Source organism: Salmonella sp. SAL04162 (assembly GCF_046551535.1).
In the GTDB taxonomy this organism is placed as follows: domain Bacteria; phylum Pseudomonadota; class Gammaproteobacteria; order Enterobacterales; family Enterobacteriaceae; genus Salmonella; species Salmonella enterica.
Genome location: NZ_JBGDVX010000003.1, coordinates 264,923 through 287,553, shown reverse-complemented (window position 1 = coordinate 287,553; position 22,631 = coordinate 264,923). Strand labels below are relative to the sequence as shown.

The following is a 22,631-nucleotide window of genomic DNA, read 5'->3' as shown; positions in this document are numbered from 1 at the left end:
TCCTTTTCTAAAATAGTTGTATCAATGGCTATTATTTTTTTGGCTTCTTTTTCGTATCATTAATAGGTTGTATGCTGTCGAATATGACATTCTCCATGTTAATACCTATTTTTAGATACTTAAGATTATTGGGCGATACGCCTTTTAATGTTAGCGTGACGTTTGTCCATGTTCCCGGTAAAAGTTCGATTGTCGAATCCATTTTCGTGTTAAGCAGGAGTTGTTTCCAGCGAGGCAGATCTTTTGCCTCGGAAGGTTTTTTCGTACCCCATGTCATATTAAACGCAAGGTTTGATACGGGAATGCTGAGTAAGTTAACTAAATCAAGATGAATAACACTTCCATCATCTATTGGCTCAATAGATAGAATACGCCCGGCTAATCCGATATTGCCGTTGTTAATAATAAAATAGCGCGTTTGTGATGGATCCAGTTCTGTGTAGTCGAATAGCCGTTGTTTGCGTTCAATGCGACCAACGACTTCGGCGACCTTTTGAGTCGTGTTGATAACTGTAGCTTGTTGTTTTTCTAGCAAATTTATCTTTGCTTCTTGTTCTTTTTGTTGTTTTTCTAACAGATTTATCTTTGTTTCTTGTTCTTTTTGTTGTTTTTTCAGTTCTTCAACAAGGTGTTTATCTGCAAAGTAATCACAACCAGATAAAAAGAATGTGAATCCCAACGCAAGCAAGGGGATAAATTTTCCATTTTTGTGCATATAAAATATCCTTGTTAATAATTTATATAATATAAATAGTTAACCTGTTATTTATACAGCTAACTCATCATTTTGCGAGCATTGCCAATAGCCATTAATATATGGTTATAATTAAAACATTCATTGTTTCTATAGGAATGTGCAAATACCCGACGTTGTTTATCAATTATTCATAGCAATACTTTATAAAAATATAATTATAATATTTATGTATGAGCATTTTTTTTCATGGATGATAATGTTATTTAATTTTGCGGGTCAATCATATTCTGCGGGATATGAGAAAAGGGGATGAAAAAATTCATTGCATAAATACAAATAGGCATGATAGTGGAATTTTTCATCCCGAAAAAGCGGGGATTACCGTTAAAAATGAACTTGTATATAAGCGGTGTAAATACGTCTGGATAAAAATTCGGAATATAGCCCGATGCTCTCAAGACATCCTCCGTACACGGGTGTCCTGAGAGCCTGGGATGCGGAAGGTTTAGAACTCGCTCTTCGCGAACCCTGTCATCTCTTTGAGCCCCATTTCCCGGCCCAGCGCCGTCATCGGGTGCACCACGATCAGGCCGCGTACGCTTTTTTTGAGTTTGCCCATATCGGCCTGCTCTTTTTTAGTGATCGCGCGGCGAAACGGCAGGTTCATCAGCTTCTGCGCTTCTTTACTCAGTTTCTGGCTGTGTACTTCGCGCAGACGGATAATTTCTGCTTCCAGCGTCTCTTTTTCTTTTTCCAGCTCCGCGTATTTATCGGCGGATTCAACCAGAGAGAGACCTGCCTGCTGGTGGCGAATAGCGTCAAGACGATCGCTCAGGCGTTTAATTTCGTTTTTTTCAACTTCTTTCATGGGATTGCTTCTGATAGAAATGGGATAGATACCCTATAGTATGCGCGCAGTGAGTGATTCTTCACAACTCATGACGTAAAGATAATCAATTATGGCAAGTATTACACCGCTAATTATTTAGTTATCTCTTTGAGAATAAAATCTTTTTTTCGAAAGAAAAGATGAAGCGCCTTTTTTGCCGGCAAGAAAAGCGATTAAGCACATTTTCCTCAATGACAACGCTAAATTGATCCTAAACTCAAATAAGCGACCGCGGGAGTCAGACGCGGGTCACACATGGAGGATCTATCATGGCAAAAATAGGTGAGAACGTACCACTTCTTATTGATAAAGCCGTCGATTTTATGGCGTCCAGCCAGGCGTTCCGTGAATACCTGAATAAAACGCCGCCGCGTGATTATGTTCCTTCCGAGGTGCCGTCGGAGAGCGCGCCCATTTATTTGCAGCGTCTGGAATATTACCGGCGGCTGTACCGACCAAAAGAAGAAGAAAGAGGTTAACGGCGGGATTTACTTTTGAAAGGCCTTTTTTAAGCTGATTTTAGAAATCAGCTCGGTCAGGGAGAGAACCATCGTCGAACGCACCGCCTGCTGGTAGCGCTGAATTTGCATGGCGTAGAGCGCCGCGTCGGACGTATCAAAATGCGGCGGCGGCGGCAGCGCCATGACGCAGTGTAGTTCGCCAAACGGCCCGAGGATTTCATCGTCGGTAAAGGCGTACTCACTGCCGTCGTGATTCAGCTCTTCGCGCAGCGCCATTAACAGCTCCGCATCTTCATATTCGGTGCGGCTGAGTACGCCCAGGCCATAGATAAGTTTCAGACGTACCGAAAGATCGCCCAGCGGTCCGTCGCCGTCCAGCAACGGTTCCACAGCGTATTTCACCGCATAGTCGTCTTTGCGAAACACCTGGAGCACCAGAATATTCACCGCCTCGGTCAATAACTCGACGGCAGTAATCAGGAAGCTCCGTACGGTTTTGCCAGCATTCAGACGCTCAAGCACACGATTTTCAAAGGCCTGGGTTTGTTCCATTATTGCCTGCATATCTGACAATCTGTTATTTGGGCGCAGGCTAACCTGCGCCGGGTTCTGCGTCATTTGGTCGCGTTATAAGCGTTAACCGCCTCCGCCACCACATCGCTATTGGCATCCAGCCCGGAAATTTGCGCCAGAGCGGCCTGTGGACCTTTTTCGTCAATCAGCGCGGCCAGTTCCTGTGCCTGCGGATCTTCTTCACTACGGAAATGCATCGCCGCCGCGATCCCTTTGACCAGATTCACATGCGGCAGACCATATTCCAGGGTGCCAAGCAGCGGTTTGATCAGACGGTCGCCCGCGCTGAGTTTGCGTAGCGGCTGACGTCCAACGCGCTCAACATCATCTTTCAGATACGGGTTTTCAAAACGACCGAGGATTTTCTGAATGTATGCCGCATGTTTGTCGGCGTCAAAACCGTAGCGTTTGATCAGCACCGCGCCGCTTTCTTCCATCGCGCCTTTAACCACCGCGCGAATACTCTCATCGAGAATGGCGTCGCGAATGGTTTGATGACCGGCTAATTTGCCGAGGTACGCGGTTATAGCATGACCTGTGTTCAGCGTGAAGAGTTTACGTTCGACAAATGCCATCAGGTTATCCGTTAACTCCATCCCCGGAATGGTCGGCAACGCGCCTTTAAACTGGGTTTTATCGACGATCCACTCGCTGAAGGTTTCTACCGTCACTTCCAGCGGGTCATGGGTGGCGGAAGCAGATGGCGGCACAATACGGTCAACGGCGGAATCGACAAAACCGACGTGCTGTTCAACCCAGGCTTTATCGCCATCCGCCAGCGCGTTCATTACATGGCCTTTCAGCTGTGTGGTGCCGCGCACCATATTTTCACAGGCGATGATATTCAGCGGGGCATCCACGCCCTGCGCCTTACGTTTTACCAGCCCTTTAGCGATGGCCGGAGCGATACGCTCAAGCACAACCGGACCCACGGCAGTAGTGATTAAATCAACGTGGGCAATCAGGTCGACAACATCATCGCCGATGCTGCTGACAGCGTTGACGCCGGAAACGGTATCCACCTGCTCATTTTCACCCACAACATGAACCTGATAGCTATGACGGGCATTCAGGGCATCGAGTACGACCTGGTTTACATCCGCAAACGTCAGTTGTATCCCCGCGTCAGCCAGCAATTTGCCGATAAAGCCACGACCGATATTACCTGCGCCAAAATGTAATGCTTTCATAGTATTAACCTTCATTAATGTTTTTACCCGAGAGGGCTGGGGTGAGGCTTTTCCCTCAACCTAACCCTCTCCACAAGGGAGAGGATATCGCCTTCATATTTCGAACTGCAGATGCGTTGGCTCTCCTCGCTCACCCCAGTCACGTACTTATGTACGCTCCTGGGGATTCACTGCGTTGCCGCCTTCCTGCAGCTCGAACTATTTTGGGGATACTTAACTGTTAAGCTTTTTTACCTGCCAGCAGTTCCAGCACTTCATCCACGCTGGTGGTGTGCGCCAGACGTTCGATCACGGATTCATCATCCAGCGCGTTGGTCAGACTAGTGATGACCTGGATGTGCTCATTGTTACGTGCGGCGATACCAATGACCAGACGGGCAATATCGTCTTCTTCTTCACCGAAGCGTACGCCTTCCGGATACTGGCAGAACACCACGCCGGTTTTCAGCACGCGGTCTTTCGCTTCTACCGTGCCGTGCGGTACTGCGATGGATTCACCGAGGTAAGTCGGCGTCAGCTTTTCGCGGTCCAGCATCGCCTCGACGTATTCCGGCTCAACATAGCCGCCTTTCACCAGTTGTTCACCGGCAAAGCGAATCGCCTCTTCTTTGTTAGCGGCTTTACGGCCCAGGAAGATATTCTCCGCGCCCAGCTTGAACAGGTTGTTATCACCCTCCTCAAAGCTGTCTTTCAGATGGTCGCGTACTTTCTCTTCATTAGTATTGTGGCGCTGTGCGGCAACCAGACGTTCGGTCAGGCTGGTGTACAGGCCGCTATCCAGGAAGTTGGTCAGCGAAATATGCTGCGCCTGCGGTACCTGACGCATCGCGCGCTCGGTAAGGTCACGGTGAGTAATGACCAGATCCACATCCGGCGGCAGATTGTTAATGGCGCTGTTGGTGACGGAGATCTGGCTCAGGCCCGCATCCTGTACTTTCTTACGCAGTACCCCTGCGCCCATCGCGCTGGAACCCATACCGGCATCGCAAGCCACGATGATTTTACGCACATGGCTCAGGTCGTTAGTCACGTCGCCAGCCGCCAGCGGAGAGGCGCCTTTAGATTCCGCTTTCATGTCATGCATACGACGGGTGGCCGCTTCAATGTCATCTTCTTCTTTCACTTTGCTGGTTTTCAGCAGAATTGCAGAAACCACGAAGGAGACCGCCATTGCCGCCACGATGGCAGCGATGTTAGCGAAGTAAGCGCCTTTTGGCGTCATCGCCAGTACGGCCAGAATCGAGCCAGGAGAAGCCGGAGAGACCAGACCGCCGTTCAGGATGGTCAGGGTGAATACGCCGGTCATACCGCCGAGAATCACCGCCAGAATCAGGCGTGGGTTCATCAGCACGTACGGGAAGTAGATCTCATGGATACCGCCCAGGAAGTGGATAATTGCCGCGCCGCCCGCAGACTGTTTAGCGCTGCCGCGACCGAAGAACATGTACGCCAGCAGGACGCCCATCCCCGGACCCGGGTTAGCTTCAATCAGGAAGAAGATGGATTTACCCATCTCATGGGACTGCTGGATACCCAGCGGTGAGAAGATGCCGTGGTTAATCGCGTTATTGAGGAACAGGATTTTCGCCGGTTCAACAAAAATGGACGCCAGCGGCAGCATATCGTGCGCCACCATGAAGTTAACGCCCGCCGCCAGAATTTTGGACAGGACTTCAACCGCCGGACCAATACCGAGGAACGCCAGGATGGCGAGGATCATACCGATGATGCCAGCGGAGAAGTTGTTCACCAACATCTCAAAACCGGATTTGATCTTACCGTCTACCCAACTGTCGAATTTCTTAATGCAGTAGCCGCCTAATGGACCGGCGATCATCGAGCCGAGGAACATCGGCATATCCGCGCCGACAATAACGCCCATGGTAGTGATAGCGCCCACTACGCCGCCGCGTTCGCCGCCAACCAGACGACCGCCGGTATAACCGATGAGCAGCGGCAGCAGGTAGGTGATCATCGGACCAACCAGTTTCGCCAGCGTTTCGTTAGGCAACCACCCTGTTGGAATAAATAATGCGGTGATAATACCCCACGCGATAAACGCGCCGATATTAGGCATCACCATATTGCTGAGGAATCGACCAAAGCTTTGCACTTTGATCTTAATATCGGATGACATAAAAACACCCCTTCTTATGTTGCTGTCGCGCAGGCTGAAAGCCCGAGGTTTGTTAATGTAGCGGCAGAGGTAGCCGGACCCTGTAGTGTAGATACTGCGCAATCTGGCACTGAATCGTTCAACTGTCCAGACAGGGACAATTTATGTGATTTGTGTCACATAAATATAGGGGGTAGAGAGGTAATTGATGTGATATTGATCACAAAGTGGCTGTGTAAAAAAACAACGAATCTAATTTTTAGCTCTTAAAAGGCAATTTTATGTGAGATATTTCACATTTTTATTTTGGTGCTTTGTTGAATTTTTGTGATCTTCTTCACAAGAAATTTTAAGCCCGGGTAACGTCAATACGATCCGGCAAACATTTTGTCGCGAGTCCTCTCACGTTATGTCATTCAGCAACCTCCTTTTGTGTCTCTTTTCGTCTTATTTGAGCCATACTATGATTTTTACTGGTTGGCAAAAAGGACACGGCATGAAACTCATCGGTAGCTACACCAGCCCTTTTGTGCGCAAAATCTCTATTCTGCTGCTCGAAAAGGGCATTACCTTCGAATTTATTAATGAATTACCCTACGAGGCGGATAACGGCGTGGCGCAATACAACCCTTTGGGTAAGGTGCCAGCGCTGGTGACGGAGAAAGGGGAGTACTGGTTCGATTCGCCGATCATCGCGGAATATATTGAGCTGCTGGATATCGCGCCAGCGATGCTCCCGCGTGACCCGATGGCAGCGCTTAAAGTTCGCCAGCTCGAAGCGTTGGCTGACGGCATTATGGATGCAGCGTTGGTTTCTGTACGCGAACAGGCGCGCCCGGCGGCGCAACAATCGGAAACGGAACTGCTGCGCCAGCGGGAAAAAATCAACCGCAGCCTGGATATGCTCGAAAGTTATCTGAGCGACGGGACGCTAAAAACGGATACGGTCAATCTGGCGACTATCGCGATTGCCTGTGCGGTAGGCTATCTCAACTTCCGCCGGGTCGCGCCTGGCTGGTGCGTTAGCCGCCCCCACCTGGTCAAACTGGTCGAAACGCTTTTTCAACGCGAAAGCTTTGCCCGCACCGAAGCGCCAAAGGCTTGACGCGCATTATGTCCGCCTGAGCAAACTCACGTTACAATCCCCCTTATGTCGATATCCCTCTCCCGCCAGGAGAGGGCCACCAACAGCCAGGCATTTTCATGACAAGCGAAACGCGTACACTCTACAGCCAGCTTCCTGCTATCGATCGCTTATTGCACGATAGCGCTTTTCTTTCTCTGCGCGATCGGTATGGCCATACCCAGGTGGTTGATCTGCTTAGGCGGATGCTTGACGACGCGCGCGACGTCATCCGGAATACGCAAACGCTTCCCGACTGGTACGCAGACTGGGCGCAAGAGGCGAAACTCCGGCTGGAAAATGCGGCGCAAAGCGCGCTGCGCCCGGTGATTAACCTGACGGGGACGGTGCTGCACACCAATCTTGGCCGCGCATTGCAGGCGCAAGAAGCGATTGAGGCGGTAACGCAGGCGATGCGCGCGCCGGTGACGCTGGAATACGATTTGGATGGCGCCGGGCGGGGGCATCGCGACCGGGCGCTGGCGACGCTGTTATGCCGTATCACCGGGGCGGAGGACGCCTGTATCGTCAATAACAATGCGGCGGCGGTATTGCTGATGCTGGCGGCGACCGCCAGCGGCAAAGAGGTGGTGGTTTCGCGTGGCGAGCTGGTCGAAATCGGCGGCGCGTTTCGTATTCCGGATGTTATGCGCCAGGCGGGCTGTACGCTGCATGAAGTAGGCACCACCAACCGGACGCACGCGAAAGATTACCGTCAGGCGGTAAATGAAAATACCGGGCTGTTGATGAAGGTGCATACCAGTAATTACAGCATTGAGGGCTTTACCAAAACGGTAGAGGAAGCGGAACTGGCGGAAATCGGGCGAGAGCTGGATATTCCGGTGGTGGCGGATCTGGGCAGCGGTTCACTGGTGGATTTAAGTCAATATGGCTTACCCAAAGAGCCGATGCCGCAGCAGCTCATTGCCGCAGGCGTCAGCCTGGTAAGCTTCTCCGGCGATAAGTTGCTGGGCGGGCCGCAGGCCGGGATCATCGTCGGCAAAAAAGCGATGATTGCCCAACTGCAAAGCCATCCGCTGAAACGCGCTCTGCGCGCGGATAAAATGACGCTGGCGGCGCTGGAGGCAACGTTACGTCTGTATCTGCACCCGGAAGCGTTGGCGGAGAAATTACCCACCCTGCGTCTGTTAACCCGCAGTGAAGCGTCGATTCGCGAACAAGCGCAGCGGTTACAGGCGCGGCTGGCGGCACGTTACGGCGATGAATTTGCGCTGGAGGTTAAACCCTGCCTGTCGCAAATCGGCAGCGGTTCATTACCGGTAGACCGCCTCCCCAGCACCGCCATGACCTTTACCCCGCACGACGGGCGCGGTAGTCGGCTGGAGGCGCTGGCGGCTCGCTGGCGCACGCTGCCTGTACCGGTCATTGGCCGAATTTATGATGGCCGTTTATGGCTGGATATGCGCTGTCTTGAAGACGAAAGCCGGTTTATGGAGATGATGCTGAAATGATTATTGCAACTGCCGGACACGTAGACCACGGTAAAACGACGTTGCTCCAGGCGATTACCGGAGTCAATGCCGATCGCCTGCCGGAAGAGAAAAAACGCGGGATGACTATCGATCTGGGGTACGCCTATTGGCCGCAGCCGGATGGCCGTGTGCTGGGCTTTATCGATGTGCCTGGGCATGAAAAATTCCTCTCTAACATGCTGGCGGGCGTAGGCGGTATCGATCACGCTTTGCTGGTGGTCGCCTGTGATGACGGCGTCATGGCGCAAACGCGCGAGCATTTACAGATCCTGCAACTGACGGGCAATCTCCAGCTCACCGTCGCGCTGACCAAAGCCGATCGCGTGGACGAGGCGCGTATCGGTGAAGTACGAGAAGAGGTACTGGCGGCGCTCGACAACTATGGCTTCGCCGATACCGTTTTATTTGTCACCGCTGCCAATGAAGGACGCGGTATTGCAGAACTTCGCGCTCATTTACAGCAGCTTCCTGCACGTTTGCACGCCGCGCAGCATCGCTTCCGTCTGGCTATCGACCGTGCGTTTACGGTGAAAGGGGCGGGACTGGTGGTGACCGGAACGGCGCTGAGCGGAGAGGTGAAGGTAGGTGATACGCTGTGGTTAACCGGAGTAAATAAACCGATGCGGGTGCGTAGCCTGCACGCACAAAATCAGCCTACCGACCATGCGCACGCCGGGCAACGTATTGCGCTCAATATTGCGGGCGATGCGGAGAAGGAACAGCTTAACCGCGGCGACTGGCTGCTTTCCGATGCGCCGGTGGGGGAAGCTTTTTCCCGGGTGATCGTTTCTCTGGCACTTCATGCGCCGCTTTCCCAATGGCAGCCGCTACATATTCACCATGCCGCCAGCCATGTGACCGGTCGCGTCTCTTTGCTGGAAGGCGGGCTGGCCGAGCTGATCTTCGATACGCCGTTGTGGCTGGCCGATAATGACAGACTGGTGCTGCGTGATATTTCCGCACGCGCCACCCTTGCCGGCGCACGCGTGGTGACGCTTAAGGCGCCGCGTCGCGGTAAACGTAAGCCAGATTATTTGCACTGGCTTTCAACGCTTGCCGCCGCGCAGGACGATAGCGCGGCGTTGGCCATTCATCTGGAACGCGGCGCCGTCAACCTGCCGGATTTCGGTTGGGCGCGTCAGCTTAATCCTCTCGGTATGCGTCAGCTTATTGAGCAACATGGTTTTATCCAGGCCGGAGACAATCTGCTAAGCGCGCCCGTCGCCGCCCGCTGGCAGCGTAAGATTCTCGATACGCTGGCGACCTACCACGAACAGCACCGCGATGAACCGGGGCCGGGACGCGAGCGTTTACGCCGCATGGCCCTGCCAATGGAAGATGAAGCGCTGGTCCTGATGCTGATCGAGCGGATGCGCGACGACGGCCTGATTCATAGCCATCACGGTTGGTTGCATCTGCCGGATCATAAAGCGGGATTTAGCGATGAGCAGCAGGCCGTCTGGCAAAAAGTTGAACCGCTATTTGGCGATGAGCCCTGGTGGGTACGCGATCTGGCGAAAGAGACCGGAACGGAAGAACAATTGATGCGGCTGGTGCTGCGGCAGGCGGCACAGCAAGGCATCATTACCGCGATCGTAAAAGATCGGTACTATCGTAACGATCGGATTGTCGCTTTCGCCAATATGATCCGCGAGCTGGATCAAGAGAGAGGATCAACGTGTGCGGCGGATTTTCGCGACAGGCTGAATGTAGGGCGGAAACTGGCTATTCAGATTCTTGAATATTTTGACCGGATTGGATTTACACGACGCCGTGGGAATGATCATTTATTACGTGATGCGTTATTATTTCCGCAAAAAGAATGAAATGGTTAATTTAAATCAGAAATGAAGCAATACAATTATTGCGTTGCTTTATAAAAAGCACATCAGCAAACGAACCTGATGTGCTTTTTATTTTTCTGACTTCTTAAAATAGCCATCGTGAGCCTATTATCAGAATAGTTTTGCCCATATTCTTTGCGCCTTAGTCAGGCGACTCACGATGAGATTGTGGAAATTTATCGCGCGGCGATGTAACGCCTTTGCCCGGTGGCGCGGACGCTTACCGGGCCTGCGTAGACGATGCAGGCCGGATAAGGCGTAATACGTTAGCTTCGGTCGAGCTTTTGCTGCGCCAGCCAGACGGCGCCCAGCCTGCCCGCCTGATTTCCCAGTTGGCAGGGCTGAATCGGCACCTGGAGCGCCTCCCACATTTCAAACGTTTCAAGATGCCGCGTCAGGAGCGGGTAGAGTTTTTCCTGTTCGCTTATTCCTCCGCCGATCAGCACCACGCCCGGATCAAACATAGAGATCACGCTGTAAACGCCGCGTGACAGATAACGCGCCCAGTCATTGACCGCCTCACGCAGATGAACATCGGTCGCCATTCGTTCGAAGATCACATCCGCAGGCGGCATCTCTTCGGCAGGCAGTGCCAGCGCCTGGCGGCACGACGCCATTAATCCGCTGGTTGACGCGATTTTATGCATACTTTCGCCATTGTTCCCGACCGGCATGACGCCGAATTCACCGGCATGGAAATGTGCGCCGCGATACAGCTCTCGTCCGACGATAATACCGCCGCCAATGCCGGTTCCAATGGTGATACAGACCAGATTGTCATAATGCTGCCCGGCGCCTCGCCACATTTCGCCCAGCGCCGCGCAGTTCGCGTCGTTCTCCACGACCAGCAGCAGATCGGTCAGCCCGCTGAACAACTCCATCAGGTTGACGTCATCCAGGTAAGCCAGCGCGCCCGCTTTTGCCGCATGACCGTTATGGGGATTAATATGGCCGGGGAAACTGACCCCGATTGCCGCAATGTCATAGTCCTGTTGGCAACGCGCCACCACATCCTGCCATTTGCGGGTAAACGTGGAGGCGTCCTCTGGCGTATCGAATTGATGATGGGTTAATTCTTCGCCGTCACTGTTAATCACGCCATATTTGACGTGAGTTCCTCCCACATCAATACCGATATATTGCTGCATAGTGTTCTCCGTACGTTAAACAGGCACCTGTTTAGTATGGCTAAAACCAGACGGAGAAACGTAAAGGAAAGTAATTCGTGATTGCTGTCGTAAAGCAGAAAACCATTGGCGAAAAATTCACCAGTACCGTCTACCCTTGTGGAGTACCTTTACAATAAGGAGTTGGTCATGACGAACAATCCCCCTTCAACACGTATTCAGCCAGGTGAATACGGGTACCCACTGAAATTAAAAGCCCGCTATGACAATTTTATTGGCGGTGACTGGGTTGCGCCCGCCGACGGCGAATATTATCAAAACCTGACGCCAGTGACCGGCCAGCCGCTATGTGAAGTCGCTTCCTCCGGTAAAAAAGATATCGATTTAGCGCTCGACGCCGCGCATAAGGCGAAAGATAAGTGGGCGCATACGTCAGTACAAGACCGTGCCGCTATCTTGTTTAAGATCGCCGATCGGATGGAACAAAACCTCGAACTGTTGGCGACAGCGGAAACCTGGGATAACGGTAAACCGATTCGTGAAACCAGCGCCGCCGACGTACCGCTGGCGATCGATCATTTCCGCTATTTCGCCTCCTGTATACGTGCGCAGGAGGGCGGGATCAGCGAAGTTGATAGCGAAACCGTGGCCTACCATTTTCACGAACCGCTTGGCGTCGTGGGGCAGATAATCCCGTGGAACTTTCCGTTGTTGATGGCAAGCTGGAAAATGGCGCCAGCGCTGGCGGCGGGTAACTGCGTAGTGCTTAAACCGGCACGCCTGACGCCGCTTTCCGTTCTGCTGTTGATGGAAGTCATTGGCGATCTGTTACCACCGGGCGTCGTCAACGTCGTGAACGGCGCGGGCGGCGAGATCGGTGAATATCTGGCGACCTCGAAACGTATCGCGAAGGTGGCGTTTACCGGTTCGACGGAAGTGGGCCAACAGATCATGCAGTACGCCACGCAGAATATTATTCCGGTGACGCTGGAGTTAGGCGGTAAATCGCCAAATATCTTCTTTGCTGACGTGATGGATGAAGAAGATGCGTTCTTTGATAAAGCGCTGGAGGGTTTTGCCCTGTTTGCCTTTAACCAGGGCGAGGTGTGTACCTGTCCAAGCCGTGCGCTGGTCCAGGAGTCCATCTATGAGCGCTTTATGGAGCGCGCTATTCGCCGGGTAGAGAGCATTCGCAGCGGGAACCCGCTAGATAGCGGTACGCAAATGGGGGCGCAGGTCTCCCACGGCCAGCTTGAGACTATCCTCAATTATATCGATATCGGTAAAAAAGAGGGGGCCGATATTCTGACCGGTGGGCGACGCAAGGAGCTGGATGGCGAACTTAAAGAGGGCTATTACCTTGAGCCCACTATCCTGTTTGGTAAGAATAATATGCGCGTCTTTCAGGAGGAGATCTTTGGCCCGGTGCTGGCGGTAACCACCTTTAAAACCATGGAGGAGGCGCTGGAAATCGCTAACGATACGCAGTATGGCCTCGGCGCAGGCGTCTGGAGCCGCAACGGCAATCTGGCTTATAAGATGGGTCGCGGCATTCAGGCCGGGCGCGTATGGACCAACTGCTATCACGCCTATCCGGCACACGCGGCGTTTGGCGGCTATAAGCAGTCTGGCATCGGGCGCGAAACGCATAAGATGATGCTGGAACACTACCAGCAAACCAAGTGCCTGCTGGTGAGTTATTCCGATAAGCCGCTGGGGCTGTTCTGACGCAAGAGGTAATGCCCGATGGCGCTGCGCTTATCGGGCCTACCGCGTTGATATTAGCCTGGTGGTAATGCCCGATGGCACTTCGCTTATAGGGCCTACCGCATTGATATCAGCCTGGTGGTAATGTCTGATGGCGCTTCGCTTATCAGGCCTACAAAAATTCATCGCAATGTACTGATATTGCAAATCTTGTAGGCCGGATAAGGCGCAGCCGCCATCCGGCACAGTATTACCGCTCGTTGACCCAAATCCGCATTTCGCCCTCGCCGCGGTTGGCCCAGCTAAACCACGGAATGAACGTTAGCGTCTGCGGCTGGCGCGATGACGGCGCGTTATCGTAGTGCCACAACGCCTGATGCTGCGCATCTGGGGCGCTTTGCTTCTCGCCTTCAGCCTGAATCAGCATCTTATGCGCAAAAAGCCCTTTGCCCTCAAAGACCCGGAACTCACTCTCTTTCGGTAACCACAGATTATGCAGTTCTTCGCCGTTATCGGCCTGCTCAAGGCAATAGACCAGCGGCCCGCGCTGAATGGCGACCTTACCGGCGACGTGACGCGCCAGCGGATTGCCATACACGCGGCGAACCGGCATCGGCAGCGTCAGGGTTATCGTATCGCCCTCCTGCCAGGTTCGACGGATATGCAGATAACCTTTGCGAATATCCTGCTCCACTTCCAGCCCGTTGAGCGTCACTTTTGCCTCAGGGCACCAGTCCGGCAGACGTAGCGCCAGCGTGTGACGTACCGGCTGCACAGAGTCGATGGCGATCTTCACCTGCTCATGCCACGGGTAGTTCCCGCCAATCCGCAGTTTGAGCGCGCCATTTTCAACCGGTATTTCCATGCTGTTACCCACGTACATATTGATGTACAGCGCATCCGCACGCGGCGTGTAGATGTAGTGACCAAGGGAGGTGAGCACGCGGGCGATGTTCGGCGGGCAGCAGGCGCAGCCAAACCAGCGCTGGCGAATGGGCTTAACGTGATCGTAAATATGGTTGAATTTTAACGATTTTGGATGCACTTCCAGCGGGTTGACGTAGAAGAAATGCTTGCCATCCAGCGCCATACCGCCGAGGACGGTATTGTACAGCGCGCGCTCCATCACGTCGGCGTACTGGCTATCGGCTTCCATTTCCAGCATCCGGCGGGCGAACATCATCAGGCCGATTGAAGCGCAGCTTTCCGCATAGACCGAATCATTCGGTAAATCGTAATCGCAGCTAAAGGCTTCGCCGCTGCTCTGCGAGCCAATCCCGCCAGTGATATACAGCTGACGCTGCGCCATATTTTTCCACAGACGCAGGCAGTCCTGGCGTTTGCCTTCATCGTTGCTCAGGCGAGCGAGATGCGCCACGCCAGTCATCAGATAGACAAAACGTACCGCGTGGCCAATGGCCGTCTGCTGCTGCGAAATTGGCAGATGCGCCTGGCTGTAGGCTTTGTCTTTGACCATCCACGCCGGGCCGTAGGTATGCCAGTAAGAGGTTTGGCCGCGTTTTTCGTACTCTTCGTCGTAGAAGTGCGGTTGGGCACCGCGCTGCCCGATAAAGTAGCTTGCCAGCGTCATATAGCGCGGCTGCTCTGTTACCTCATACAGACGCATCAGCGCCAGCTCAATTTCCGGGTGGCCCGGATAGCCGTGCAGCTGATTTTCGCCAGGGCCGAAAGTGCTGTCGATATGATCGGCCAGGCGACAAACGACGTCTAGCAGCCGACGCTTGCCGGTGGCCTGAAAGAAGGCGACGCCCGCTTCAATCAGGTGCCCGGCGCAATAAAGCTCGTGGCACTCCGCCAGGTTGCTCCAGCGTTCTTGCGGGGCTTTTGCCGTAAAGTACGTATTGAGATAGCCATCGTCACACTGCGCGGCGGCCACCAGTTCAATCACCTCATCGGCGGTTTTCTCAAGCGCGGGATCGGGCTTCTGGCACAGTGACCAGGCAACCGCTTCCAGCCATTTCGCCACGTCGCTGTCCTGAAAGACCATGCCGTAAAAGTCGCCCGTCTGCTGTCCTGCGGCAATGCGGAAATTCTCAATGGCATGGCTGGGTTCAGCCTCTGGAATACGATCGTTTAACGCATCCCACTGGTAAGGAATAACCACATCGCGAACCAGTTGTTGATACTGTCCGAGGAACGGATCGCTGACCGTCAGTTTATGCAGATCGACTTCCAGTACGTTCATTTCGTGCTCCTTAAGGCTGTAGAGGTCATAGATATTCCTCGCTGACGGGGTATTTTATGGCAGTAATTTTTATTTTCGCGTTATGACCTAATTCATTTTGCCCAGATAGCGGTGAGCGACAAGGCGATAAAAGAGTAAAAAAAGATGACGATTCCGACCCGTATTTAAAAATGTGAGATGGATCGAGTGAAATGACTATTTTTAGTTAATAATCAAAAGCTAATATGAAATACGGTGCTGAATGAGCGGGAAATGACATATTAATGCTCGAATTATCCATAACATTACCGATTAAAGTCCAAAACGGCGGATTATTTATTTCTCGCGGCATTGGGCGTCATCCTGCCAGGCGTCTGCAATCGTGGGAAATTATATTTGTGGAAAAAGGCTGCCTGAAAATTCAGGAAGAAGAATGTGTTTTCTGTGTCGAAGCCGGGGAAAGCCTGTTGCTTTGGCCGCATCGCCGCCATATTGGCGTTGAAGAGTTTCCCACCGATCTTAAATTTTACTGGCTCCATTTTGAGGTCAAAGCGCCGGACAGCGACCCGCGCTGGCTGACGCATCTTTCCGTGCCGCAGCATACCCAGGTTGCCGATCCGCAGGCGCTGATTGCGCTTTTTCGCCAGTTTATGAACGAGCAGGAAAAGCACCAGCGCAGCCCGGCGCTGGAGTTCATCGTGCTGCTGATTTTGCAGCAGCTCACCGTTGACGCCCGGCAGAATGAAAACGCCGAGGCCGCTGGCGTGTCGCTGGCCTGGAAAGTACAGCAGCTGATTCGAACGCACTATCACCTGCCGCTTTCCAGCTCAGTTCTGGCGAAAGAACTGCATTGCAATGTGGATTATCTGGGACGCGTTTATCGGCGGGTATTTCACCTTACGCTAACGGAAGCCATCCACCGCCAGCGGGTGCGCGAGGCGGAAAAGTTGCTGATTAGCGACGCGCGTTCGTTAAAAGAGGTGGCGGAGCGGTGCGGTTTTAATGACGTTGGTTACTTTCGCCAGATCTTCCGCAAGCACACCGGCCTGACGCCTACCGCCTGGAAGCGGCGCTACAGTAAGGAACACGTTAATTCTTGAGTATAATCTTTGGCCCTCTGACAACGCGGTTGCAAACTGAATGCCCGATGGCGCTTTGCTTATCGGGCCTACAAGAGTTCATCACAACGTATTGATATTGCAAGTCTTGTAGGTCGGATAAGGCGCAGCCGCCATCCGACATAGGCTGTTACTGCCCGTAATAGGCGTTCGCGCCGTGTTTACGCAGATAGTGTTTATTGAGCAGTTCAGGCTGCATATCCGGTAGCTGCGGGGCCAGCTGGCGCGAGAACAGCCCCATATAGGCACACTCCTCAAGCACCACGGCGTTGTGGACGGCATCGGCGGCGTTTTTACCCCAGGCAAACGGGCCGTGTGAATGAACCAATACCGCCGGGATTTGCGCCGGATCCAGACCGCGCTCTTCAAAGGTTTTAATAATCACCTCGCCGGTCTGATACTCGTACTCGCCGTTAATTTCCTCAACGGTCATCAGCCGGGTACAGGGGATCGCGCCATAGAAATAGTCGGCGTGGGTGGTGCCCCAGGCGGGCAGATCGAGCCCGGCCTGCGACCAGATCGTCGCATGGCGGGAATGGGTATGCACGATCCCGCCGATCTGCGGATAGCGCCGATAGAGCGCCAGATGGGTCGCGGTATCGGACGACGGTTTTTTGTTGCCTTCAACGATCTTGCCGTTGGCGATCTCTACCACCACCATATCGTCGGCGGTCATTACCTCATATTCAACGCCGGAAGGCTTAATGACCATCAGTTTGCGCGTCTCATCGACCGCGCTGACGTTGCCCCAGGTAAAGGTGACCAGCCCGTGCGCCGGGAGGGCCAGGTTGGCCGCCAGCACCTCGGCTTTCAGTTGCTCTAACATGTGAAACCTCCTTCCTGCATCCGTGATTCAATCCAGCGGCGGGCCTGGATAATTTCCAGCACCGGCTCACTGGATTTCTCTGTCCACATCTCAATCAGAAATGAACCGCGATAATTCAGCTCATGCAGCGTTTTGAAGATGCCAACAAAATCAACGCATCCTTCGCCAAACGGCACGTCTCGGAACTGGCCGGGGCTGTCACCGGTCACTGGCAGCGTGTCTTTCAGGTGGATAGCGGCGATACGGTCAATCCCCAGCTTCAGTTCGGCGGTCACGTCGTTCCCCCAGGCGCTGAGGTTGCCGACGTCTGGATAAACGGTGAACCACGGTGACGAAAGCATCTCGTCCCACTTTTTCCACTTGCTGATGGAGTTCATAAACGCGGTATCCATGATCTCCACCGCCAGCATCACCTGCGCAGCCGCAGCCTGTTCTACCGCCCACGCCAGCCCTTCGGCGAAACGTTGCTGGGTGCCTTCGTCGTGCTCTTCGTAATAGACGTCGTAACCTGCCAACTGGATGGTGCGGATCCCCAGGTCGCGCGCCAGGCGAATGGCTTTGGTCATGATTTCACGCGCCCGCTGGCGTACCGCTTCGTCGCGGCTGCCAAAAGGGAAACGGCGATGGGCGGAGAGACACATCGACGGGATGGCGACGCCGCTTTCCAGCATCGCGTTCACCAGCGAAGCGCGTTGGGCCGAGGTCCACTCCAGGCGTGAGAGACGTTCATCCGTTTCGTCCACCGACATCTCAACAAAATCAAAACCGCAGCTTTTTGCCAGCACCAACCGCTCCGGCCAACTGAGATCTTTCGCCAGTGCTTTCTCGTAAATACCTAATGGATGATTACGCATGTTGTTATCCCCAGATGGCGTCAATTTGGGCGTGGAATTCGGCGGCGACCTGCGCCGGATGGGCGGCACCTGCCAGCGCACGTCCGGCGATAAATGCCTTAACGTTAATGTCGCGGAACAGCGGTAGATCGGCCGGGGTAATACCACCGGTAATTGACAGCTCAAGGCCGATGTCGGACAACGCTTTCATACGCGTCAGGTCCGCCTCTCCCCACTGCTGCCCGCTGGCCTGCGCATCGCGTCCGCGGTGATAAATCGCCTGGCGAACCCCGACGCGATACCAGTCTCGGGCGTCGTCCAGCGTCCAGTTGCCGAACAGTTCCATTTGAATTTCACCGCCGCAGGACTGGGCAACGGCATGGCCTTTCTCGACGGTTGCGAGCGGCGCAGCGCAGATGATAGTCATCCAGTTGGCGCCAGCGCTAAAAGCCTGCTGCGCCAGGGTTTCACCGGCATCGGCCACTTTCCAGTCGGCGACGATGATTTTTTCCGGGCACTGCGCTCGCAGGGCTTTCACCGCGCTAAGGCCTTCGGTTAAACAGAGGATGGTGCCAGCCTCAACGATATCGACATGATCCTGTAGCAGGGCGACATCGCGCTGGGCTGCTTCCAGATTGGTGTGGTCGAGCGCTAGTTGCAGTAGTGGTCGGCTCATAATGCGTGCTCCTTAATACGGGCGTGATAGCCCTGTAGTGCTTCAATCAAATGCTGGTATTGGCGGTATTTACGCTGATAGAGGGCGTGCGCGGCCATGTCCGGCAGCAGCGTGCGCACCGGGTGCCGGAGGTCGCGTTGGGCCTCGCGGAAATTGCGATATACGCCGGTTCCGACGCGGGCAGCCAGCGCCGCGCCGAAGCAGCCGGTCTCCTCCACCTGCGGCAGCTCAATGCGCAGGCCGCTGACGTCCGCCAGCATCTGCATCCAGACGTCGGAGTGGGCCGGTCCGCCGGTAACGCGCAGGGCGCAAACGTCGGTAAAACGTTCACGCATGCGGTTGAGGTGGGTCATATGGCTGAAGACCACGCCTTCATAAATCGCCTGCAGCAGGTGCGCGCGGGTGTGCAGCGCCTGCATCCCGTAAAAACCGCAGGTCATCTCCAGTCCGGCATTGCTGCCGTAGAGAAACGGCAGAAAAAAGAGGTCGCTACCGGCTTTCGGCAGGCTGGCAACCGCCTGGTTGATCTCATCAAAAGAGAGGTCGCCCCACTGGGCGGTGAACCATTCAAGGTTGCCGGAAGAGGTCGGGCTGGCTTCGTGAACGATATACTGCCCGTCATTGACGTAGCGGCCATAGACGTAAGGATGGGCCTCATGGTCGCGCAGACCGTGAGCGATGCCGCTGGTGACGGCCCAGGTCCCCATCACCGCATTGAGCGTTGATTCATCCTCAATACCGGCGCAAAGGGCGGTGGAAACCACGTCAAACAGGCCGCCGACGACGGGAGTGCCCACCGTCAGACCGGTGATGGCGGCCGCCTGAGCGGTGATCTCCCCGCATATTTCGGCTGAACCCACCACGGGGGGCAGCGCGCTGTCGATTTCACTGATGCCCAGCCACTCGGTCAGGCGCGGGTCGTACTGGCCCGTCGCCATGTTGTAGAGGTTGGACTCGGAGATGTTGCTCTCCTCACAGCCTTTCACGCCGGTTAAGCACCAGCGCAGATAGTCATGCGTCATCATGACGCTGCCTATCTGCGCGTAGCGCTGCGGCTCATTCTCTTTTACCCAGCGTAAAAGGGAGACCGGATGCCCGGTCCACAGGGTTTGTCGGGTCAGCGGGTAGAGTTTTTGCGGAACCGCTTCTTTTTGCCAGCGCTGGACAATTTCCATGGCGCGACGGTCGGAAGAGAGTATCGCTTTACCTAATGGCCGATCGCTTTTATCTAACAGGAACAGGCCCTTACCCTGAGCTGAAATACCCAGACCACGGATTTGTGAACCGTTCACCCCCGTGTGCGCCAGCAGTTTGTTGATGACCGAGGCGCACTGTTGCCACAGTTCGGTCATATCGCGTTCAACCCAGCCTGGCTGCGGGCTTAAAGCGTGCAGCGGCAGGCGTTGCACCGCTACTTCCCGGCCTGCGCCATCGTACAATCCGGCTTTTAGCCAACTCCCACCACAATCTAACCCCAGCCAGTAGTTACTCATGACTTATTGCACCTCGTCCACGGCTTTCAGGAGATCGGCGCCCTGCGGGTTGTCTTTCAGGAACATATCGCGCACCTGGCTGCCCAGCGCATCGCTGAAGGCTTTACGGTCGATGTCGGTCAGGACTTCAACTCCGGCTTCTTTCATGCCATCGATAATTTTTTGCTGATCTTCGGCGACCAGTTTGCGCTGATAGTCACCCGCTTCTTTGGCGGAACTCAGCAGTGCCTCCTGGAACTGCGGGCTTAAAGCGTCGAATTTGGCTTTATTGATCACCAGCAGCAGAGGCGAATAGGCGTGATGAGTGAGGGAGAGGTATTTCTGTACCTCATAGAATTTCGCTGACCACACGACGTTGATAGGGTGTTCCTGGGCATCAATCGTACGGGTTTCGAGGCCGGTATAGACTTCGGAGAACGGCATCGGAATAGGGTTCGCGCCGAAGATTTTAAAGGCCGCGATATTCATTGGGCTGTTGTTAGTGCGGATTTTTAAGCCTTTCAAATCGCCCGGCGTTTTTACCGGCGCGCGGGAGTTGGTGACGTCGCGCCAGCCGTTTTCCCAGTAGGCGAGGACCTTTAACCCTTTTGAATCGAGTGATTTTTTCAGTTCATCGCCGACTTTGCCGTCGAGCGTTTTATGCGCATGCGCGGTATCGCGAAACAGGAAGGGGACATCAAGTAAGTTGAATACAGGGGCCAGGCCGGTGAAATTGTTCGAACCGGACATTTCCATATCAATAGTTCCGCCGCGCACCCCGCTGATCATTGCCTGGGCGTTACCTAATGTGCTGTCAGGAAAGAGTTTTAGCGTTAATTCGTCGTTGGTTTTTTCTTTTAATAATTCGTTAAATTTTTTCGCGGCAATATGTTGGGAGTCAGTTTGCGGTGTTTCATAACCAAAACGTAAAGATTGTGCCGCCAGAGACGACACGCTGAAAACTGTCAGACCTGCTATCAATAATGAACGAGCAATAACGTGTAATTTCATAATATTATCCTTTAATTAATCCATTTAAGCGGTGTGATAATTAGCTCGGGAATAAAAATAAATAAAATCAGCAACGACATCAGTACGACAACGTAAGGGAATACACCTCTTACCGCGTCATCAAATTTCAATTTTGCTACCCCGGAAATAACGTTGAGGACGTTGCCAACGGGCGGTGTGATTAATCCAATAGAGCAGTTAATAATGAACATGACGCCGAAATAAATCGGATCAATATTGGCTTCTTTAACTAATGGCAATAATACAGGGGTAAGAATTAACACCGTTGGCGTTAAGTCCATCACCATACCGACGACCATAATTGAGATCATAATGACGATAAATAAGAGTCGCGGAGAGTCGACCAGCGGCTGCAGCAAATCTGACACCATCATGGGTAATTCCGCGATCGTAATCAGCCAGGCGGATACCTGAGCTGCGGCCACCAGAAACATGACGACTGACGTCGTTTTGGCGGCATTGACCAGCACGTGGTAGAGACTGGAAAACGTTAATTCCCGATAGATAACCACGGCGACAAAGAGGGCGTAAAACGCGGCAACCGCTCCTGCTTCCGTTGGCGTGAAAAGTCCGGAACGGAAGCCGCCGATAATAATCACCGGTAAAAACAGCGCCCAGATACCTGAAACCAATGATTGCCAGATTTCACGCGGTGTTGCTTTAGGCTGAGAAGGGAGATTTAATCGCCCGGCCTGCCACCACCAGGTGAGCATAAGCGCCGCGCCCATCATGATGCCCGGTGCGATCCCGGCCATAAACAGCTTGCTGATCGACAAGCCGCTGGAAACGCCGAAGATAATAAAAGGAATCGAGGGCGGAATAATTGGCGCAATGATCCCGCCGGAAGCGATTAACCCAACGGAGCGGTTGATCGGATAGTTTGCGGAGCGCATCATCGGCACCAGCAGCGCGGCGACCGCAGCGGTATCTGCTACCGCAGAGCCGGAAAGGCTGGCCATAATCATTGCCGCAATAACGCCCACGTAGCCCAGGCCGCCGGGCTTATGGCCGACCAGCTTCATCGGCAGGTCGACGATTCGCTTTGACAGGCCGCCCGCGTTCATGATTTCACCGGCCAAAACAAAAAAGGGAATGGCCAGCAGGGAGAAGCTGTCCGCGCCGTTAACCAAAGTTTGCGCCATAATCTGCACGTCAAACATATCCAGGTATGCCATCAGAGCAGCGCCGCAAAGCAGCAGCGACCAGGCGATGGGTAAACCTATCGCGATCCCGCCGAGCAGGCAGCAGAGAAATATCACCACGGCCATG

General features: G+C 53.7%; 19 protein-coding genes. 6 read left to right on the top strand and 13 right to left on the bottom strand.

Annotated elements, in window-relative coordinates:
- Positions 1–31 precede the first annotated feature (31 nt).
- On the bottom strand, positions 32–715 hold the full coding sequence (locus ACLJRH_RS08230) for a DUF3251 domain-containing protein (protein WP_000549445.1): 684 nt from the start codon (positions 713–715) through the stop codon (positions 32–34).
- Positions 716–1,202: 487 nt separating this feature from the next.
- Positions 1,203–1,565 (bottom strand): YibL family ribosome-associated protein, encoded by a 363-nt coding sequence (locus ACLJRH_RS08225; RefSeq protein WP_000665687.1) that lies wholly within the window; start codon positions 1,563–1,565, stop codon positions 1,203–1,205.
- A 290-nt stretch (positions 1,566–1,855) separates the two neighbouring features.
- Between ACLJRH_RS08225 and ACLJRH_RS08220 the strand changes: the two genes are divergently transcribed.
- A complete protein-coding gene (locus ACLJRH_RS08220; protein WP_001062558.1) occupies positions 1,856–2,065 on the top strand; it encodes a hypothetical protein in 210 nt (69 codons plus the stop codon).
- 9 nt (positions 2,066–2,074) lie between these two features.
- On the opposite strand, the gene mtlR is transcribed toward ACLJRH_RS08220, so the two are convergent.
- The 3 genes from mtlR to mtlA all read right to left on the bottom strand — a co-directional run bounded on the left by mtlR (position 2,075) and on the right by mtlA (position 5,947).
- Complete coding sequence (gene mtlR / locus ACLJRH_RS08215; protein WP_023137418.1) at positions 2,075–2,665, bottom strand: mannitol operon repressor MtlR; 591 nt, start codon at positions 2,663–2,665, stop codon at positions 2,075–2,077.
- Positions 2,662–3,810 carry a mannitol-1-phosphate 5-dehydrogenase gene (mtlD, locus tag ACLJRH_RS08210; protein ID WP_000645385.1) on the bottom strand — a complete coding sequence of 383 codons (1,149 nt, stop codon included), beginning with the start codon at positions 3,808–3,810 and terminating at the stop codon, positions 2,662–2,664. Before mtlD ends, mtlR begins: the two co-directional genes overlap by 4 nt.
- Before the next feature lie 220 nt (positions 3,811–4,030).
- Entirely contained in the window at positions 4,031–5,947 is a 1,917-nt protein-coding gene (gene mtlA, locus ACLJRH_RS08205; RefSeq protein WP_000093287.1) for a PTS mannitol transporter subunit IICBA, read from the bottom strand.
- Between the two features lie 475 nt (positions 5,948–6,422).
- On the opposite strand from mtlA, the gene ACLJRH_RS08200 reads away from it, so the two are divergent.
- From ACLJRH_RS08200 to selB, 3 genes are all read left to right on the top strand, one after another.
- Positions 6,423–7,031 (top strand): glutathione S-transferase, encoded by a 609-nt coding sequence (locus ACLJRH_RS08200; protein WP_000766675.1) that lies wholly within the window; start codon positions 6,423–6,425, stop codon positions 7,029–7,031.
- A gap of 98 nt (positions 7,032–7,129) precedes the next feature.
- Positions 7,130–8,521, top strand: coding sequence for an L-seryl-tRNA(Sec) selenium transferase (gene selA, locus ACLJRH_RS08195; protein WP_023137417.1), 1,392 nt, complete (start codon positions 7,130–7,132; stop codon positions 8,519–8,521).
- Positions 8,518–10,368, top strand: coding sequence for a selenocysteine-specific translation elongation factor (gene selB, locus ACLJRH_RS08190; RefSeq protein ID WP_000582383.1), 1,851 nt, complete (start codon positions 8,518–8,520; stop codon positions 10,366–10,368). Before selA ends, selB begins: the two co-directional genes overlap by 4 nt.
- A gap of 284 nt (positions 10,369–10,652) precedes the next feature.
- Here selB and ACLJRH_RS08185 read toward each other — a convergent pair whose 3' ends face one another.
- Positions 10,653–11,534, bottom strand: coding sequence for an ROK family protein (locus tag ACLJRH_RS08185; protein ID WP_023137416.1), 882 nt, complete (start codon positions 11,532–11,534; stop codon positions 10,653–10,655).
- 168 nt (positions 11,535–11,702) lie between these two features.
- On the opposite strand from ACLJRH_RS08185, the gene aldB reads away from it, so the two are divergent.
- Positions 11,703–13,241: an aldehyde dehydrogenase AldB gene (gene aldB / locus ACLJRH_RS08180; protein ID WP_000183988.1), complete on the top strand. Its 1,539-nt coding sequence runs from the start codon at positions 11,703–11,705 to the stop codon at positions 13,239–13,241.
- Positions 13,242–13,470: 229 nt separating this feature from the next.
- On the opposite strand, the gene ACLJRH_RS08175 is transcribed toward aldB, so the two are convergent.
- Complete coding sequence (locus tag ACLJRH_RS08175) at positions 13,471–15,426, bottom strand: glycoside hydrolase family 127 protein (protein ID WP_023137415.1); 1,956 nt, start codon at positions 15,424–15,426, stop codon at positions 13,471–13,473.
- 263 nt (positions 15,427–15,689) lie between these two features.
- Between ACLJRH_RS08175 and ACLJRH_RS08170 the strand changes: the two genes are divergently transcribed.
- The gene (locus ACLJRH_RS08170; RefSeq protein WP_000891812.1) at positions 15,690–16,505 is read left to right on the top strand and encodes a helix-turn-helix domain-containing protein; all 816 of its coding nucleotides are present in this window, start codon (positions 15,690–15,692) and stop codon (positions 16,503–16,505) included.
- Between the two features lie 148 nt (positions 16,506–16,653).
- Here ACLJRH_RS08170 and araD read toward each other — a convergent pair whose 3' ends face one another.
- From araD to yiaN, 6 genes are read right to left on the bottom strand one after another with little or no spacing between them, the layout of a single operon-like run.
- Entirely contained in the window at positions 16,654–17,349 is a 696-nt protein-coding gene (gene araD, locus ACLJRH_RS08165; RefSeq protein ID WP_023137414.1) for an L-ribulose-5-phosphate 4-epimerase, read from the bottom strand.
- Positions 17,343–18,203: an L-ribulose-5-phosphate 3-epimerase gene (locus tag ACLJRH_RS08160; protein ID WP_001244036.1), complete on the bottom strand. Its 861-nt coding sequence runs from the start codon at positions 18,201–18,203 to the stop codon at positions 17,343–17,345. The genes araD and ACLJRH_RS08160 overlap by 7 nt, the downstream gene beginning before the upstream one ends.
- Positions 18,204–18,207: 4 nt before the next feature.
- A complete protein-coding gene (ulaD, locus tag ACLJRH_RS08155; RefSeq protein WP_000089520.1) occupies positions 18,208–18,858 on the bottom strand; it encodes a 3-keto-L-gulonate-6-phosphate decarboxylase UlaD in 651 nt (216 codons plus the stop codon).
- Complete coding sequence (locus ACLJRH_RS08150) at positions 18,855–20,351, bottom strand: FGGY-family carbohydrate kinase (protein ID WP_000074063.1); 1,497 nt, start codon at positions 20,349–20,351, stop codon at positions 18,855–18,857. The genes ulaD and ACLJRH_RS08150 overlap by 4 nt, the downstream gene beginning before the upstream one ends.
- A 3-nt stretch (positions 20,352–20,354) precedes the next feature.
- Positions 20,355–21,341, bottom strand: coding sequence for a 2,3-diketo-L-gulonate TRAP transporter substrate-binding protein YiaO (gene yiaO / locus ACLJRH_RS08145; protein ID WP_000766331.1), 987 nt, complete (start codon positions 21,339–21,341; stop codon positions 20,355–20,357).
- Positions 21,342–21,352: 11 nt separating this feature from the next.
- Complete coding sequence (gene yiaN, locus ACLJRH_RS08140) at positions 21,353–22,630, bottom strand: 2,3-diketo-L-gulonate TRAP transporter large permease YiaN (protein ID WP_000301820.1); 1,278 nt, start codon at positions 22,628–22,630, stop codon at positions 21,353–21,355.
- Between the last annotated feature and the right edge of the window lies 1 nt (position 22,631).

Coding starts and splice junctions, on each gene's coding strand:
- ACLJRH_RS08230 (WP_000549445.1), bottom strand. CDS start 715: ATGCACAAAAATGGAAAATTTATCCCCTTGCTTGCGTTGGGATTCACA.
- ACLJRH_RS08160 (WP_001244036.1), bottom strand. CDS start 18,203: ATGCGTAATCATCCATTAGGTATTTACGAGAAAGCACTGGCGAAAGAT.
- ACLJRH_RS08185 (WP_023137416.1), bottom strand. CDS start 11,534: ATGCAGCAATATATCGGTATTGATGTGGGAGGAACTCACGTCAAATAT.
- ACLJRH_RS08150 (WP_000074063.1), bottom strand. CDS start 20,351: ATGAGTAACTACTGGCTGGGGTTAGATTGTGGTGGGAGTTGGCTAAAA.
- araD (WP_023137414.1), bottom strand. CDS start 17,349: ATGTTAGAGCAACTGAAAGCCGAGGTGCTGGCGGCCAACCTGGCCCTC.
- aldB (WP_000183988.1), top strand. CDS start 11,703: ATGACGAACAATCCCCCTTCAACACGTATTCAGCCAGGTGAATACGGG.
- ulaD (WP_000089520.1), bottom strand. CDS start 18,858: ATGAGCCGACCACTACTGCAACTAGCGCTCGACCACACCAATCTGGAA.
- ACLJRH_RS08175 (WP_023137415.1), bottom strand. CDS start 15,426: ATGAACGTACTGGAAGTCGATCTGCATAAACTGACGGTCAGCGATCCG.
- mtlR (WP_023137418.1), bottom strand. CDS start 2,665: ATGACGCAGAACCCGGCGCAGGTTAGCCTGCGCCCAAATAACAGATTG.
- selA (WP_023137417.1), top strand. CDS start 7,130: ATGACAAGCGAAACGCGTACACTCTACAGCCAGCTTCCTGCTATCGAT.
- ACLJRH_RS08225 (WP_000665687.1), bottom strand. CDS start 1,565: ATGAAAGAAGTTGAAAAAAACGAAATTAAACGCCTGAGCGATCGTCTT.
- mtlA (WP_000093287.1), bottom strand. CDS start 5,947: ATGTCATCCGATATTAAGATCAAAGTGCAAAGCTTTGGTCGATTCCTC.
- ACLJRH_RS08170 (WP_000891812.1), top strand. CDS start 15,690: ATGCTCGAATTATCCATAACATTACCGATTAAAGTCCAAAACGGCGGA.
- ACLJRH_RS08200 (WP_000766675.1), top strand. CDS start 6,423: ATGAAACTCATCGGTAGCTACACCAGCCCTTTTGTGCGCAAAATCTCT.
- ACLJRH_RS08220 (WP_001062558.1), top strand. CDS start 1,856: ATGGCAAAAATAGGTGAGAACGTACCACTTCTTATTGATAAAGCCGTC.
- mtlD (WP_000645385.1), bottom strand. CDS start 3,810: ATGAAAGCATTACATTTTGGCGCAGGTAATATCGGTCGTGGCTTTATC.
- yiaO (WP_000766331.1), bottom strand. CDS start 21,341: ATGAAATTACACGTTATTGCTCGTTCATTATTGATAGCAGGTCTGACA.
- selB (WP_000582383.1), top strand. CDS start 8,518: ATGATTATTGCAACTGCCGGACACGTAGACCACGGTAAAACGACGTTG.
- yiaN (WP_000301820.1), bottom strand. CDS start 22,630: ATGGCCGTGGTGATATTTCTCTGCTGCCTGCTCGGCGGGATCGCGATA.